Here is a 15747-nt window from a genome sequence, read left to right as displayed (position 1 = left end):
ACCGGTTCGATTCCGGTCCTCGGCACCAATTAAATTTTTATATCGCGGGATGGAGCAGTTTGGTAGCTCGTCGGGCTCATAACCCGAAGGTCGTAGGTTCAAATCCTGCTCCCGCAACCATAGAACAACTGAAAAGTTGTTCTTTTTTTCTATAAATTTCTATTTTATTTAATAGGATTTAGTTATAGAAAATCATTATTCATTAAAATTTTTTATGTAAATGTATTCAATATTGATAAAAATTGTAAACATATATAATTGGTGTGCAAGAGAAATTTAATAAATATATTTGTTTTGTAATTAAAATTTAAGGAGAAATTATGAAAAAATTAAATTTATAGAAAATAAAGAAAAGACAGTTAAGGTAGAATCAGATAATTTAAGAAGTGGAATTGAATTAAAAGTTGAAAAAGTAAAATCTTTAAAAGGTTTTGATTCAGATGCTTTTGATATTTATTTTGTAGAAAATGGAAAACGTGTAGAACTTGGAAATGGAATATATAAAGTTACTGTTCAAAAAAATGAAGGAAAAGATGTAAAAGATGTTTATCATATTGATAAAAATGGAAAGCTTACAAGCAAAAACTTTACACAAAATGAAAAAACAGTTACATTTACAACCGAACACTTCTCAGTATATGCAGTTGTATATAATGAAAAGGCTGATGAAAAAACTGTTAATGAAAAGACACCTAAAGTAACAGATGATACAAGAGATGAAGGAAAAAATGTTAAATCTAATTCTGATAAAACGACTAAAGATAAGAAAGTTGTTAAAAAATCAAAATTAGCAAAGACTTCAATTTCCGGTGCAAGTGCTTTATTACCATTGGCATTACTTGGAGCAATGACTGTTATAAATAAAAAAAGAAATAAATAGTTAAAAGAAACACAACTTGTTCGGGTTGTGTTTTTTTTGCTAGTTACTAGATGTTTTGCATTGTAAAAATTTTTTACTAATTAAAAATATACAAGAATTAATATCATTGTAAAAAAATATATTTTATGATAAAATGCTTATAACAGTTAATAAACTGAAAACTTTAATAGGAGGTAAATTATGGAAACTGGAATTAGTATAGTAGTTGGAGTAATAGCGATTTTGTTACCTATAATTGCTATGTTGTTAAGAGATAAACTAAATAGAAATTTAATAAAAATTATACCTATAATTAGTATGACTTTGTGTTCTATTTCTATTTTGATACATTTGTTTATGCATCAAAGACTTGCAGGGTTAAATGCAATAGTGGATATTCAAGATACAATATGGGGAAGTGTTATGGGAGCTATGTTGTTGATTGGAATTTGTTCATTTATAAACATTATTGCAAATTTAGCTTTAAATGAAGAATAAAATTTTTAAAAACTGTTACATTTTGTAGCAGTTTTTTTGTGGAAATTTTTAATTAGCTATTGACTTTTTGTATTAACTGTATTATTATATATAATACAAGGAGGTAAAAAATGTTTTTTATTGATACTTTATCGGAAGTTCCGATTTATACTCAAATCTGTAATGGAATTATAAAAGAAATTGCAGAGGGAAATTTGAAAAATGGTGATGAGTTACCGTCTGTAAGGCAACTTGCAAAAGATTTTGGCATCAATCCAATGACTGTAAATAAGGCTTATGGAATATTGAAAAGTGAAAATATTATTGAGATTGATAGACGTGTAGGCTCGATTGTCTATGTTAGATGTGATGAAAAAAATGTTGAAAATATTAAAGATAATTTACAAAATTTAATTAATGAGGTTAAAATGAGAAATCTTGGAAAAGAGTTCTTGCTTGAACTTATAGAAAGGAGTTTTTAATATGATTTACGATTTGATTTTGAATGGATGTCTGTGGATGATTTTTGTGATAAGTTATTTTTCACAAAAGAAGGGGTTTTCTTATAATAATGGGAAAATTTTACTTACTACAATTCCTATAAATGAGGTAGATAGTAAGGAAGTGCAAGAAATTAGTAAAAAAGGTTTAAAGAGTTTTAAATTGCTTCATTTAGTGTTTTTTATAATTTCATTTTTACCACTACTTACTAAAACTGATATAGAAATTCTATTTTTTATCGGAATTATATTTGCTTATTTAATTTCTCTAGGATTTTTGTCAAATAAATATATAAAACAAATGAGAAAGCTAAAAAAGGAAAAGAACTTTGCAAGTTTTACGAGAAAATATGTGGATTTTACAGTTTCAAAAGAAATAGATAAACAGAAACTTCCAATTTTCCTTTGGTTAATTCCTTTGGTGGTTTTTATTGGGGGATTTTCTATTTTTGGAACTTTTTCTGATATGGAGTTAATTTTGTTTATTTGCTTGTCAACAACTTTAATAGCAATGATATTTATGGGACTTTTCTGGAGAAGGTCTAAAATATCAGTTATAAGTGATAACAAAGAAAAGAATTTATATATAAATAAAATTAAAATTATAAAACTTCAAAATAAAGTTTTTACAATTTCTAATTTGTATGCTGTTTTGTTTTTAGGTTTAGTATTTTTACAAAAAATGGATAAATACTCTTTTCTTCCTTTTGTAGCAAGTATAATACTGATTACATTTTTTATCTTTTATATTATATCTACTGTTAATAAAATTGATATAGAAATAAGCAGTAATATTGAAGATGATAAATTTATTGAGGATCAAGACGAATACTATGATATTTTTGGTTATAAAAATCCTAATGATCCAAGGATTTTAGTTTCTGATCCAATGAATAGTAGTAGTACAGTTATTAATCGAGGAAATAAAAAAGGGAAAATATTATTTGCAATTACAAATATGCTTCTCGCATTTGTAATTATATTCGGGCTAGCACTAATTTTTGAAAAAGACTGGAAAGTTGAGATTTCAGACACTGTTAAGATTTCAACAATGCTTTATAAAGAAAATATAAAGTCAGGTGATATAGATAATATAGAATTGCTTGATAAATTTCCTAATAAAAGAGCTATTAGGATGAACGGAACTGCTACAAGTCAAAAATCTTACGGGAATTTTAGTGTAGAGGGAGAGGGAAATATAAGACTTTACAGATTTAACAAAGTTGATAAAATAATAAAAATAACCAGAAAAAATAAAAAGACAATTTATATAAATAAAAGAACAATCGAAGAAACAGAAAAACTTTTTGAAGAATTGAAAAAATTTGTGGATAAATAGGAGGAGATTATGGACTTTTTAAGAGAACATTTTTTAATTTTATTGCCAATTATTATTATAAATGTAACATTATTAGTAGTTGCATTAAGACATTGTTTAAAACATCAAAATTACAGATGTGGAAATAGATTGATATGGATTTGTGTGATAATTCTTGTTCAAACTATTGGACCTATTTCATATTTTGTATTTGGAAGTGAAGAATAATGAATATTTTAACTGTAAATAATCTAAGAAAAACTTTTAATGGAAATGATGTAATCAAAGATTTATCTTTTAGTATAAAAGAAAAGCAGATTTTTGGATTTCTAGGAAAAAATGGTGCTGGAAAGACAACTACTATGAAAATCATTTTAGGTTTTTTAAAAGCTGATTTTGGAGATATTTTAGTTTTTGATGAAAAAGTTCGTTTTGGAAATACTAAAACTAATAGATTTATTGGATATTTGCCTGATGTTCCAAAATTCTATGATTATATGACTTCAAAAGAATACCTTAATTTATGTGGAGAAATTACTGGATTATCAAAATCAGAAATTAAAGAAAGAACAGAAGAAATGTTACATTTAGTCGGACTCAAAGATGAAAATAAGAGAATAGGAAAATTTTCCAGAGGAATGAAGCAACGTCTTGGAATTGCTCAGGCTTTGTTTAATAGACCTAAATTACTAATCTGCGATGAGCCGACTTCTGCTTTAGATCCAATCGGTAGAAAAGAAATTTTGGATATACTATTAAAGATTAAGGAGCATACAACAGTCTTATTCTCAACTCATATCCTACAAGATGTTGAAAGAGTTTGTGATGAGTTTTTGATATTGCATGATGGGGTTAATTGTTTAAATGGAAATATATCTGACATCAAAAATATGGGATTAAAAGATAAAATTTCAGTAGAATTTTTTAATATTGAAGATAGGGATTTATTTTTAAATAAATTTGAAACTAATAATATTAAAGTTGAATTAAATGATTGCTCTGCAATATTTTCTTCTTTTGAAAACTTGAAATATATTGAAAATAGAATATTTAAAACTGTTTTGGATAATGATTTGCTTATTGGTAGCTATAATATAATTAAACCTTCATTAGAAGATTTATTTATAGAGGTGATAAAATGAAAGTATTTATAGCATTGTTAAAGAAAGAATATCTCGAAAGTATTAGAAATAAAAAATTATTTATAATGTTTTTTATATTTCTCTTTCTTGGAATTCTAGGTCCTGTTACAGCGAAAATTTCTCCTGAAATTTTAAAATCATTTTTGGGAGAAGAACTAGCTAAAGGACTTCAAGAGCCTACTTTTATAGATTCATGGGCGCAGTTTTTTAAAAATGTAACTCAACTTGGCTTTATATTTATAGCTATAATTTTCAGTAACTATATTGTAAATGAGTTTTCTAAAAAAACATTAGTAAATTTAGTTGCAAAGGGATTACCTAGATTTCAGATTGTAATTTCTAAAATGTTTTTTGCATCTATACTGTGGACAGTATCTTTTATCATTTACTGTTTAATCTTTAATTTATATACAAATTATATATTTAAAGAAAATGTTGAGATATTACTTGCAATAAAAGCATCAATTCCAATTTGGATATTCGGAATATTTTTAATAATATTAGAATGTTTTGCAGGTTTTGTGTTTAGAAATACTGTAGGTGCTTTATCAACTTTAGTTATAACTATTGCATTACAATTTTTAATTGGAATGTATGATAAAATAGCTAAGTTTTTACCAATGTTTCTATTTTCAGATAATATTAATTTAATTAAGGGAAGTATATCATTTTCAGATTATAGATATTCGATTTTAACTACAATATTACTTACAATTTTGATGATTTTTACATCTATATTTGTACTAAATAGAAAAGAAATTTAAAAATGCATTGTCATTCGACAATGCATTTTTGCTTTCTTTAAATTATTTTAAAAGTTCAACTATATGTTTCTCAATATCTTTTGGCTCTGTTGTAGGAGCAAATCTTGAAACGACATTTCCATTTTTATCTATAAGAAATTTTGTGAAATTCCATTTTATTTTATTTCCTAAAATTCCTGATTTTTTAGATTTTAGAAATTGATATAATGGGTGAGCGTCTTTTCCGTTTACTTCTATTTTTTCAAACATTGGGAAAGTTACTCCAAAGTTTAAACTACAAAAAGTTTTAATTTCCTCGTTTGTTCCGGGGTCTTGGTTTTTAAATTGATTACAAGGAAAACCTAAAACGACAAAATCTTTATCTTTGTAATCATCATATAATTTTTGTAGTCCTTCAAGTTGAGGAGTGAAACCACAACCGCTGGCTGTATTTACTATAAGTAAAACTTTGTTTTTGAATTTTTCCATTGAAACTTCATTTCCGTCAATGTCATTTACTTTAAATTCATAAATATTCATTTCTACCTCCAATATTATGTATAAAATCTATTTATTTTAATACCCTAAAAAATATATTTACAAACATTTAGTTGTTTGTTTTTAGAAGAATTTATTTTTATGATAAATTTAGTATTAAATAAATTAATAGTTGTTAAATTTTAAAATGGAAAATATCGATAAATTGTTGTATTGTTTTGTGGCTAAAGTTAAGGATAGTACCATATATGAAGATTTACACAGTCGATTGTACCCAAATCGAAGATTTAGACAATCTTTGCGTCAGACCTACTATGTTTGCAAGCAAACAAGTTAGGGCTAGATTCATTTCACTCACTTCATTCATTTCAGCCGAAATGACGGAAAAAATAAATGGTCGAGATGATGTATGAAATACTTCATTCCATAATGTAAAGTATTTGACTTTTTTGCTTTTTTGTAGTATAATATAGCACATATTTTGAGATTAAACGTTGAAGAGGACGGAATTTGTGAATTAATTTAGAGAGGCAGTGTTTGGTGAAAACTGCTTTATGAAACATATTCGTATCAACTTGGAGTTTTTGGGTAATTCCGTTAAAGATTAATGAGTGATTTAAAATTTTTGATTTTAAATAATTTGGGTGGTAACACGGATATTTCGTCCCTAAGATTTTTTCTTAGGGACTTTTTTGTTGAATTTATAAAAACTAATAAAAATGGAGGTATATATGGCAAAGTTTAGAGAGCTTTCAAAAGAATCCGTTAAGGATAGAGAAATGAAAACGTCAGAATATTGGGAAAAAATAGATTTGTTGCATGAGTCTGTGAATGCTAGAGAAGGTGGAAAGAATTACATATTTTTTGATGGTCCACCAACTGCAAATGGTAAACCCGGTATTCATCATGTTATAAGCCGTACTTTAAAGGATATGACTTGTAGATATAAAACAATGAAGGGCTTTAAGGTTAAGAGAAAAGCCGGTTGGGATACTCATGGTCTTCCTGTTGAAATTGAAGTTGAAAAAAAATTAGGGCTTTCAAGTAAGAAAGAAATAGAAGATTATGGTGTAGAAAAATTCTGTAAGGAATGTAGAGAGTCTGTATTTGTTTATGAAAGTAAGTGGAGAGAAATGTCTGAAAGAATGGCTTTCTTAGCAGATATGAACAACCCTTATATAACTCTTGATAACAATTATGTTGAATCTGTTTGGCATCTTTTAGATGAAATTTTTAAAAAAGGTTTAATGTATGAGGGAGCGAAGATTTTACCATATTGTCCACGTTGTGGAACGGGTCTTGCATCTCACGAAGTTGCTCAAGGTTATGAAATGATTAAAACTACAACGGTTTATGCTAAATTTAAGAAGAAAGATGAAGATGCTTATTTCATCGCTTGGACAACAACTCCTTGGACTCTTCCTTCAAATGTGGCTTTAACTGTCAATCCGAATGTAACTTATGTTAAGGTAAAATATAAAGATGAGTTTTTCTATTTAGCTGAAAATTTAGCAACTAAAGTTTTAGGTGAAGATTATGAAGTTGTAGAAAAATTCTTAGGAAAAGATATGGAATATTGGGAATATGAACAACTTATTCCTGAAATTGAAGTAAAACAAAAGGCGTTCTTTGTAACACTTGCCGACTATGTAACTGTTGATGACGGTACGGGTATCGTTCACTCTGCTCCTGCTTTTGGGGAAGATGACTATCAAACAGGAAGAAGATATAATCTTCCATTAATCAATCCGGTTAATGAAGAAGGTAAGTTTAGCACTACAAGATATGAGGGCAGACCTGTTATGGAATGTGATGCAGATATTATCACATATCTTTTTGAAAATAATAAGGCGCTTAAAAAACAAAAAGTAGAACATAATTATCCACATTGTTGGAGATGCCATACTCCTTTAATTTACTATTCAAAACCGTCTTGGTACATCGAAGTAACTAAATTTAAAGAAAAACTAATTGAAAATGCAAAGGCTGTTAATTTCTATCCTGATTTTGTTGGGGAAAAGAGATTTGGAAACTGGCTTGAAAACTTAAATGACTGGGCAATTAGTCGTTCAAGATATTGGGGAACACCTTTCAATGTTTGGAAATGTGATTGTGGACATTGTACAAGTGTCGGTTCAAGAAAAGAATTAGCCCAAAGAAGTATTGAAGATATTGACGAAAATATTGAACTTCATAGACCTTATGTAGATAATGTTCATTTAAAATGTGAAAAATGTGGTGGCACAATGACAAGAGAAAAAGATGTTATCGACGTTTGGTTTGACTCCGGAGCAATGCCATTTGCACAACATCATTATCCATTTGAAAACAAGGAAAACTTTGATGAATTATTCCCTGCAGATTTCATCAGCGAGGGAATAGACCAAACTCGTGGTTGGTTCTATTCATTACTTGCTATTTCAACACTTATAACAGGAAAATCTCCTTATAAGAATGTTTTGGTAAATGATTTAATTTTAGATAAAGACGGCAAAAAGATGAGTAAATCTCGTGGAAATACTATCGACCCGATTGAATTGTTTGACAAATTCGGTGCCGATGCAGTAAGATTCTATTCACTTTATGTTTCACCACCTTGGGTACCAACAAAGTTTGACGTTGAGGGACTTAGAGAAATTGAAAGTAAATTCTTTAGGTCATTTAAGAATACTTACAACTTTTTCCAACTTTATTCCGGAACTGACGACATTGACCCAAGAGAATTTTTTGTTGAATATGATAAAAGACCTGAAATTGATAGATGGATATTATCTCGTTTCAACAATCTTTTAAAAATGTATAATGAAAATATGGATAAGTTTGAAGTTACAAAAGTTGTTCGTGCAATCTCCGACTTTGTAATCGAGGACCTTTCAAACTGGTATATCAGAAGAAATAGAAGAAGATTCTGGAAAACAGAAGTTGATGATGATAAAAAGGCTGTTTACAATACAACTTATGAAATTTTACTTGGAATTTCAAAAATTATCGCTCCGATAACTCCATTTATCGCAGAAGAAATGTATTGTAATCTAACTGACAAAAAGAGCGTTCACTTAGATTTCATTCCTGAATATAACGAAAAACTAATCGATGAAAAATTAGAAGAAAAAATGGATATCGTTAGAAATCTTGTAACAATTGGACGTGCAAGTCGTGAAAAAGTTAAGATAAAGGTTAGACAACCACTTTCTGAAATTGTTGTTGATTATGCTTTAGAAGAAAAAATTGGCGACTTAACAGAATTGATTATGGAAGAACTTAATGTTAAAAAAGTTGTATTCGAAAAAGATTTATCCGAATTTATGAACTATATGTTAAAACCTGATTTCAAAGTTTGTGGAAAAATTCTTGGTGCAAAAATAAAAGCATTTGGTAATTTCTTAAATGAAACAAATCCAAAAGAATTTTTAGAAAAACTTGAAAAAGGCGCAGTTTCAGTAGAATTAAATGGAGAAGAAACTGAAATCTTAAAAGAATATGTCGATGTAAAAGTTAGTGCAAAAGAGGGATTTGACGTTACAATGGAAAATAATCTATTTGTAATCTTAGATACGACTTTAACTGATGAATTACTTGACGAAGGCTTTGCAAGAGAAATAGTTTCAAAAGTACAACAAATGAGAAAGTCAAACGACTTCGACGTGCTTGATGAAATTAAAATAAAATACACTTGCACAGACAGACTTAAAAAAGCAATTGAAAATTATAAAGAATTTATAATGAAAGAAACATTGGGGGTTGAACTAAACTTCGTAGAGAACTTAGATACAGAAGAAGTTGACTTTAATGGAGAAGTTGGTAAATTATTTGTAGAAAGAGTTTAGTAAATTTAATACAAAATTTAATCAAAGGCGAGATTTTTTCTCGCCTTTTTTTCTTGATATTTTATTTCATATTTATTATAATAGAAAAGGAAATTGTTTTATATGGGGGTGCTTTATGGCAAATATAGAATTTAAGTTTAGAGATAAGTCAATTAAAAATGGAGATAGAACGAAGCTTTGTGCTATTTTAAATGTTACACCGGATTCTTTTTCTGACGGTGGAAAATATTTTGATGTTGAAATGGCTGTTAAGAGAGCGAAGGAACTTGTTCGTGGTGGAGCGGACATTTTGGATATAGGTGGAGAATCAACTAGACCGGGAAGTAAATTGATTTCCGTAGAGGAGGAAATTGAAAGAATTGTTCCGGTTATAAAGGCTATAAAGTCTGAAATGGACGTTATTATTTCAGTTGATACTTGGAAGTCTGAAGTTGCAAAGGCAGTTATAGATGCTGGAGCTGATATTATAAATGACATTACGGGTTTACTTGGCGATGAAAAAATGGTTGATGTAATTGCAAATTCAAATGTTGGTTATGTTATGATGTTCAATCCTGTTATCATAAGACCTGAACATGACGGCTCTAAAATTTTTCCAAAGTTTGGAAAGAATGCTTTTATGACTGACAAAGACTTGGAATATTTACAAAGTTTAAATATTTTAGATATGATGGAAGAGAGTTTTAATAAAACTTTGAAGATTGCACTTGAAAAAGGTGTTGAAAAGGAAAGAATCTGTTTAGACCCTGGTATTGGTTTTGCTCTTACAAAAAGAGAAAATCTTGAATTGATTAAAGGAATAGACAGAATTCATGACATGGGATATTTATCATTTTTAGGTGTTTCAAGAAAGAGATTTGTTGTAAATATTTTAGCTGAAAATAATATTGAATCGGATATAAAAACTGAAGAAGGATTGTTTAATGTTGACTTAGCATCTGCTTATTTGAGTGCTATTGCATCTTTTAAGGGAGTGAATATTTTAAGAGTTCACGATTTTAATAAGCATTTTTCTGCAATGTTGATTGGTGATTCGATTAGAATGGCTGATAAGAGTGAAGATATTAATTTTGGTGCATATAAAAAATAGGAGGTTTTGATGAGTAAAGTTTGGATTGCTTTAGGAAGTAATATGGGAGATGGTCGTAAAAATCTTGATGAGGCTGTTGAAAATATGAATAAAAATGGAGTTAAGGTTGAAAAAATTTCAACATATATTGAAACTGAGCCTTACGGTTATACGGAGCAAGATAATTTTGTAAATGCTGTTTGTATAGCTGAAACTGAGCTTAGCCCTAGAGAGCTTTTAAAAACACTTTTGGCAATAGAGCTTGAAATGGGTAGAGTTAGATTGATTAGATGGGGTCCTAGAATTATAGATTTAGATATTTTATTCTATGAAGATTTGATAATAGATGAAGAGGATTTAAAAGTTCCACATATCGAAATACAAAAGAGGTCTTTTGTTTTAGAACCAATGGACGAAATTAGTCCTGAAAAAGTTCATCCCGTTTTCAAAAAGACTGTTCATGAGTTGTTATTGGAGTTAAATGCTTGTGATATGTAGAATTAAGGCTATAATTCTTGAAAAATTGACATTTTTATGTTAAGATTATAGTCGAATATGAAATTTTAGGAGGTTTTTTTATGACACCACATAATAGAGCAATAGAAGGAGAAATCGCAGAAACTGTCTTAATGCCGGGAGACCCTTTAAGAGCGAAGTTTATTGCAGAAAATTTTTTAGAAGATGTTACTCTTTTCAATGATGTAAGAGGAATGTTAGGATATACAGGAACATATAACGGAAAAAGAGTTTCTGTTATGGGAAGCGGAATGGGAGCACCGTCAATCGGTATCTATTCTTATGAATTAATCCATTTCTATGGAGTTAAAAATTTAATTAGAATCGGTTCTTGTGGAGCTTATAGCGATAAGTTAAAATTATATGATGTTGTTGTTGCAATGGCTGCATCAACTGACTCAAATTTTGCTCATCAATATAAATTAGACGGAACTTATTCAGCGAACTGTTCTTGGGAGCTTTTAAGAAAAACTTATGAAGCATCTAAGGAACAAAATATTGACATTAATGTAGGAAATGTATTCTGTTCAGACATTTTTTACAATGCATCACCTGATGATTGGAAAAAATGGGCAAAAATGGGAGTTCTTGCAGTAGATATGGAAAGTTATGCTCTTTATTGCAATGCTAATTATGCAGGAGTTAATGCAATTACGATTTTAACTGTTTCAGATTCATTTATTTTTGAAGAAAAAACTACTGCTGAAGAAAGACAAAAAAGTTTTACAACTATGATGAAATTAGCATTGGAGATAGCATAATGGAATTAAATAGATATATGGATCACACTGCTTTAAAAGCAGATACTACTTATGAAATGATAGACAAACTTTGTGATGAGGCTAAAAAATACGACTTCTTTTCTGTTTGCGTTAATGGCTGTCATGTAAAGAGATGTGCTGAAAATTTAAAAGGCTCAAATACAAAAGTTTGTACTGTTGTAGGTTTTCCTTTAGGAGCAATGACAACAGAAAGTAAAGTTTTTGAAACTGAAAATGCAATTAAAAACGGTGCAACTGAAATTGATATGGTAATCAATGTCGGAGCGTTAAAATCAGGAGATTTAGACTTTGTATATAACGATATAAAGGCACTTGTTGACGTTACAAGAGCAAAGGCACTTTTAAAAGTAATTTTAGAAACTTGTCTTTTAACTGATGAAGAAATTGTAAAAGCTTCTGAACTTTGTGTTAAAGCCGGAGCTGAATATGTAAAGACTTCAACAGGATTTAGTACTGAAGGTGCCAATGAACATGTTGTTGAACTTATGAAAAAAACAGTTGGAGAAAATGCAAAAGTAAAAGCAAGTGGTGGAATTAGAGATAAGGCAACAGCTTTAAGAATGATTGAACTTGGAGCTGAAAGACTTGGAGTTAGTGCAAGTGTAAAAATAATTTCAGAATAATTTTTAGGAAGTTGGAAACAACTTCCTTTTTTGAAATAAAAAATAATTAAATTTGATTATAATTATTTTTTACTGGGTATATTTTCATAAAATCAGAAAGGGGATGATTTTATGAAAAAATATTTAATACCTTTTGTCTTATGTGTTTTTATAATAGGACTTATAGCAACATATAAAATAAAAGCAAAAAAAGGAGAGAAAACTATGGAAAAACCAAAAATTGATGTTAGTTTAATCAAAAACAAAGGTGAAATTTATCTTGCCGGTGGATGTTTTTGGGGTGTTGAAGGATACTTTTCAAAAATTGAAGGAATAGCAGATACTATTGTTGGTTATGCAAATGGAAGTGGCTCAGAAACAAGCTATGAAAGAATTAAACATACTGACCACGCAGAAACAGTTCATATAGTTTATGATAAAGATAAAATTTCTCTTGAAGAAATTTTACAACATTATTTCAGAATAATTGAACCTACAAGTGTGAATAGACAAGGTAATGATGCAGGTAGGCAATATAGAACCGGTATATATTTTGTTGATGAGAATGACAAAGCTATTGTTGAAAAATTTATTGATGGGCAAAGAAAAAATTTCGATAAACCGATAACTGTTGAAGTTGAAAAGCTTAAAAACTTTGTTGTAGCAGAAGAATATCATCAAGATTATTTAAAGAAAAATCCCGGTGGATATTGTCATATTGATTTAGGGCTTGCAGATAAACCACTTAAAAGAATAGACGGAAAATATAAAAAACCAAGTGATGAAGAATTGAAAAGTAAACTAACAGATTTACAATACAGAGTTACTCAAAATTCCGCAACTGAAAGACCTTTCTCAAGCGAATATGACAAATTTGATGAGCCGGGAATTTATGTAGATATAGTTACAGGAGAACCACTTTTCTCTTCAAAGGATAAATATGATGCAGGTTGTGGTTGGCCGAGTTTTACAAAACCGATTGACGAAAATATAAATTATAAAAATGATGAAAGTCATGGGATGAAAAGAACAGAAGTTAGAAGTAAAGGTGGAGATTCACATTTAGGACATATATTTGATGACGGTCCAAAAGATAAAGGTGGAAAAAGATATTGTATAAATGGAGCATCTTTGAGATTTATTCCATTAGCCGATATGGAAAAAGAAGGATACGGAAAATATATTGATAAAGTTAGATAGAAATATTTTTTAGATTTAATTAGGAAAAGGTATATAACTTGAAATATTTAGTTATATACCTTTTTACTTTTTGTAAAAATATGAAATAATAACATATTTTCACTTTAGATAATCTTTAAATGATAAATATGATGAAATATATACACTTTTATACAATAACCATAAAACTGTATTTATTATAACATATTTATAGATATTTTTTTGGAGGTTTTTTTAAATGATAATAAAAAAACAAAAGTTTTCCCAAAAATGTATTGACTTATTTATAAATTAATAGTATAATACAGTTAATAAATTTTATAGGAGGTATTATATGAACTTATTATCAAGTTTTGTATTACTTAGCGATTCAGCACTTGTTGATACTATCAACAAAATAAACGATTTTATTGCTGGTAATATATTAATGTATGGATTGTTATTTGCGGGATTATTCCTTTCATTTATTTTAGGTTTCCCTCAAATTACAAAAATGGGAAAGGCTTTCAAACTAGTTTTTGGTGGACTTTTCAAGAAAAAAGAAGGACCTAAAGAAGAAGGTTCAATGTCTTCATTCCAAGCACTAGCAACAGCAGTAGCTGCTCAAGTTGGTACTGGTAACGTTGCAGGGGTTGCAACTGCTATTACTGCAGGGGGACCTGGAGCAATTTTCTGGATGTGGTTATCAGCATTCTTTGGAATGGGAACAATCTTCGTAGAAGCAGTTTTAGCTCAAAAATATAGATCTAAAATTGATGGAGAATTCGTAGGAGGACCTGCATATTACATATCAAAAGGTATGAAAAATACTGGAGCATTCGCGAAATGTTTAGCCGGATTCTTCGCTATTGCAATCGTATTAGCTTTAGGATTTATGGGAAATGCCGTTCAATCAAACTCAATAGCATCAGGTATTAAAGGTGTTCAAGGACTTGAAGGAATTAACCCAGCTATTATTGGTGTTGTTATTGCTATTTTAGCAGCTTTAATCTTCATCGGTGGTATCGACAGAATTGCAAAATTTGCTGAATTAGTAGTTCCGGTAATGGCAGCTGTTTATATCTTAGGAAGTATTGTTATTTTAATTATGTTTGCTAACAAAATTGGACCAACTTTCGCATGGATTTTCAAGAGTGCATTTAGTGGTACAGCAGTAGCAGGTGGTATCGCTGGGGCAGCAGTTAAAGCGGCTGTTCAAAAAGGGGTTGCAAGAGGATTATTCTCTAACGAAGCTGGTATGGGTTCTACACCACATGCTCATGCGGTTGCTAACGTAAAACACCCTGCTGAACAAGGTTTAACAGCTATTATCGGTGTATTCATTGATACAGTTTTAGTATGTTCTGCAACAGCACTTTCTATTTTAGTAACAGGTGCTTACAATGTAAAGGGAGCAGATGGAAAATTCTTAGCCGGAGCTCAATTAACTCAACAAGCATTTAGAACTGCATTTGGATCAGGTGGAGCTATTTTCTTAGCTGTTTGTTTATCATTCTTTGCATTTACAACAATCGTTGGTTGGTACTATTTCGGAGAATCAAATATCAAATACTTATTTGGTAAAGCTGGATTATGGCCATACAGAGTTATAGTTCTTATCTGTATCGTAGCCGGTTCTCTTGGAGAAGTTGCTATCGTTTGGTCATTAGCAGATATTTTCAATACTTTAATGGTATTACCAAACTTAGTTGCAATTCTTTGGTTATCATTTGAAGCTAAAGCTATTATGAAGGATTATAACCAATGCTTACTAAATGGCGATATTCATTATGATTATGAAGTAAAATAATTGATTAGTTAAATTTGATTTTTAAGGAGAGAGTTATCTCTCCTTTTTCATTTGGAAAATTGTTTTTAGTTTTAAACAAATTAAATTTTTAATAATTTTGTAACACTTTTGTAATAATTTTGTAATTTTTTATCCTTATTTTTAGCTATTTGTTGATATTGTATAAAAAATATGATAAAATTGACCATAGTGAATAATTATTTTTGAATAATTATTAGGAGGTAGTTATGAGAACTAAAAAAAGAATTTTACTTTTAGGAATTTTAGGATTTTCGTTATTAAGTTCTAATATATTGAGAGCTGATACGGAAGGAAATTGGGAAAAGTTAAATAATGGTAAATGGATATTTATACAAAATGAAAAAAGAGTAAAATCAAATTGGGTTGATTATAAAGAAAATTGGTACTATCTGTTATCTAATGGAGAAATGAAAGAGAATGGCTGG

14 protein-coding genes, 1 tRNA gene and 1 pseudogene are annotated in these 15747 nt (G+C 29.2%); 15 read left to right on the top strand and 1 reads right to left on the bottom strand.

Annotation, left to right across the window (positions count from 1 at the left end; translation table 11 throughout):
* Positions 1-43 precede the first annotated feature (43 nt).
* The 7 genes from HMPREF3181_RS00125 to HMPREF3181_RS00095 all read left to right on the top strand — a co-directional run bounded on the left by HMPREF3181_RS00125 (position 44) and on the right by HMPREF3181_RS00095 (position 5060).
* Positions 44-120, top strand: a tRNA-Met gene (locus HMPREF3181_RS00125).
* A 940-nt stretch (positions 121-1060) separates the two neighbouring features.
* A complete protein-coding gene (locus HMPREF3181_RS00120) occupies positions 1061-1357 on the top strand; it encodes a hypothetical protein (RefSeq protein WP_068471798.1) in 297 nt (98 codons plus the stop codon).
* A gap of 110 nt (positions 1358-1467) precedes the next feature.
* Positions 1468-1818: a GntR family transcriptional regulator gene (locus HMPREF3181_RS00115; protein ID WP_068471796.1), complete on the top strand. Its 351-nt coding sequence runs from the start codon at positions 1468-1470 to the stop codon at positions 1816-1818.
* A gap of 1 nt (position 1819) precedes the next feature.
* Entirely contained in the window at positions 1820-3175 is a 1356-nt protein-coding gene (locus tag HMPREF3181_RS00110) for a hypothetical protein (protein WP_068471794.1), read from the top strand.
* 9 nt (positions 3176-3184) lie between these two features.
* On the top strand, positions 3185-3382 hold the full coding sequence (locus HMPREF3181_RS00105) for a PLD nuclease N-terminal domain-containing protein (RefSeq protein WP_068471792.1): 198 nt from the start codon (positions 3185-3187) through the stop codon (positions 3380-3382).
* Positions 3382-4296 (top strand): ABC transporter ATP-binding protein, encoded by a 915-nt coding sequence (locus HMPREF3181_RS00100; protein WP_068471790.1) that lies wholly within the window; start codon positions 3382-3384, stop codon positions 4294-4296. Before HMPREF3181_RS00105 ends, HMPREF3181_RS00100 begins: the two co-directional genes overlap by 1 nt.
* Positions 4293-5060 (top strand): ABC transporter permease, encoded by a 768-nt coding sequence (locus HMPREF3181_RS00095; protein ID WP_068471788.1) that lies wholly within the window; start codon positions 4293-4295, stop codon positions 5058-5060. The genes HMPREF3181_RS00100 and HMPREF3181_RS00095 overlap by 4 nt, the downstream gene beginning before the upstream one ends.
* 42 nt (positions 5061-5102) lie before the next feature.
* Here HMPREF3181_RS00095 and HMPREF3181_RS00090 read toward each other — a convergent pair whose 3' ends face one another.
* The gene (locus HMPREF3181_RS00090) at positions 5103-5579 is read right to left on the bottom strand and encodes a glutathione peroxidase (RefSeq protein WP_068471786.1); all 477 of its coding nucleotides are present in this window, start codon (positions 5577-5579) and stop codon (positions 5103-5105) included.
* A 689-nt stretch (positions 5580-6268) separates the two neighbouring features.
* On the opposite strand from HMPREF3181_RS00090, the gene ileS reads away from it, so the two are divergent.
* The 8 genes and pseudogenes from ileS to HMPREF3181_RS00050 all read left to right on the top strand — a co-directional run.
* The gene (gene ileS, locus HMPREF3181_RS00085) at positions 6269-9364 is read left to right on the top strand and encodes an isoleucine--tRNA ligase (protein ID WP_068471784.1); all 3096 of its coding nucleotides are present in this window, start codon (positions 6269-6271) and stop codon (positions 9362-9364) included.
* Positions 9365-9479: 115 nt separating this feature from the next.
* Complete coding sequence (gene folP, locus HMPREF3181_RS00080) at positions 9480-10454, top strand: dihydropteroate synthase (RefSeq protein ID WP_068471781.1); 975 nt, start codon at positions 9480-9482, stop codon at positions 10452-10454.
* Between the two features lie 9 nt (positions 10455-10463).
* A complete protein-coding gene (folK, locus tag HMPREF3181_RS00075; RefSeq protein ID WP_068471779.1) occupies positions 10464-10931 on the top strand; it encodes a 2-amino-4-hydroxy-6-hydroxymethyldihydropteridine diphosphokinase in 468 nt (155 codons plus the stop codon).
* Between the two features lie 80 nt (positions 10932-11011).
* A complete protein-coding gene (gene deoD, locus HMPREF3181_RS00070; RefSeq protein WP_068471777.1) occupies positions 11012-11710 on the top strand; it encodes a purine-nucleoside phosphorylase in 699 nt (232 codons plus the stop codon).
* Positions 11710-12354: a deoxyribose-phosphate aldolase gene (deoC, locus tag HMPREF3181_RS00065; RefSeq protein ID WP_068471775.1), complete on the top strand. Its 645-nt coding sequence runs from the start codon at positions 11710-11712 to the stop codon at positions 12352-12354. Before deoD ends, deoC begins: the two co-directional genes overlap by 1 nt.
* A gap of 111 nt (positions 12355-12465) precedes the next feature.
* Positions 12466-13533 (top strand): peptide-methionine (R)-S-oxide reductase MsrB, encoded by a 1068-nt coding sequence (gene msrB, locus HMPREF3181_RS00060; RefSeq protein WP_068471773.1) that lies wholly within the window; start codon positions 12466-12468, stop codon positions 13531-13533.
* Positions 13534-13846: 313 nt separating this feature from the next.
* A complete protein-coding gene (locus HMPREF3181_RS00055; RefSeq protein WP_068471772.1) occupies positions 13847-15301 on the top strand; it encodes an alanine/glycine:cation symporter family protein in 1455 nt (484 codons plus the stop codon).
* A gap of 227 nt (positions 15302-15528) precedes the next feature.
* Positions 15529-15747, top strand: a pseudogene (locus tag HMPREF3181_RS00050) (hypothetical protein); the annotation flags it as partial.

This window comes from Parvimonas sp. KA00067 (genome assembly GCF_001553085.1).
GTDB classification, from domain to species: Bacteria; Bacillota; Clostridia; order Tissierellales; family Peptoniphilaceae; genus Parvimonas; species Parvimonas parva.
This window is presented reverse-complemented; position numbering and strand designations above follow the sequence as displayed.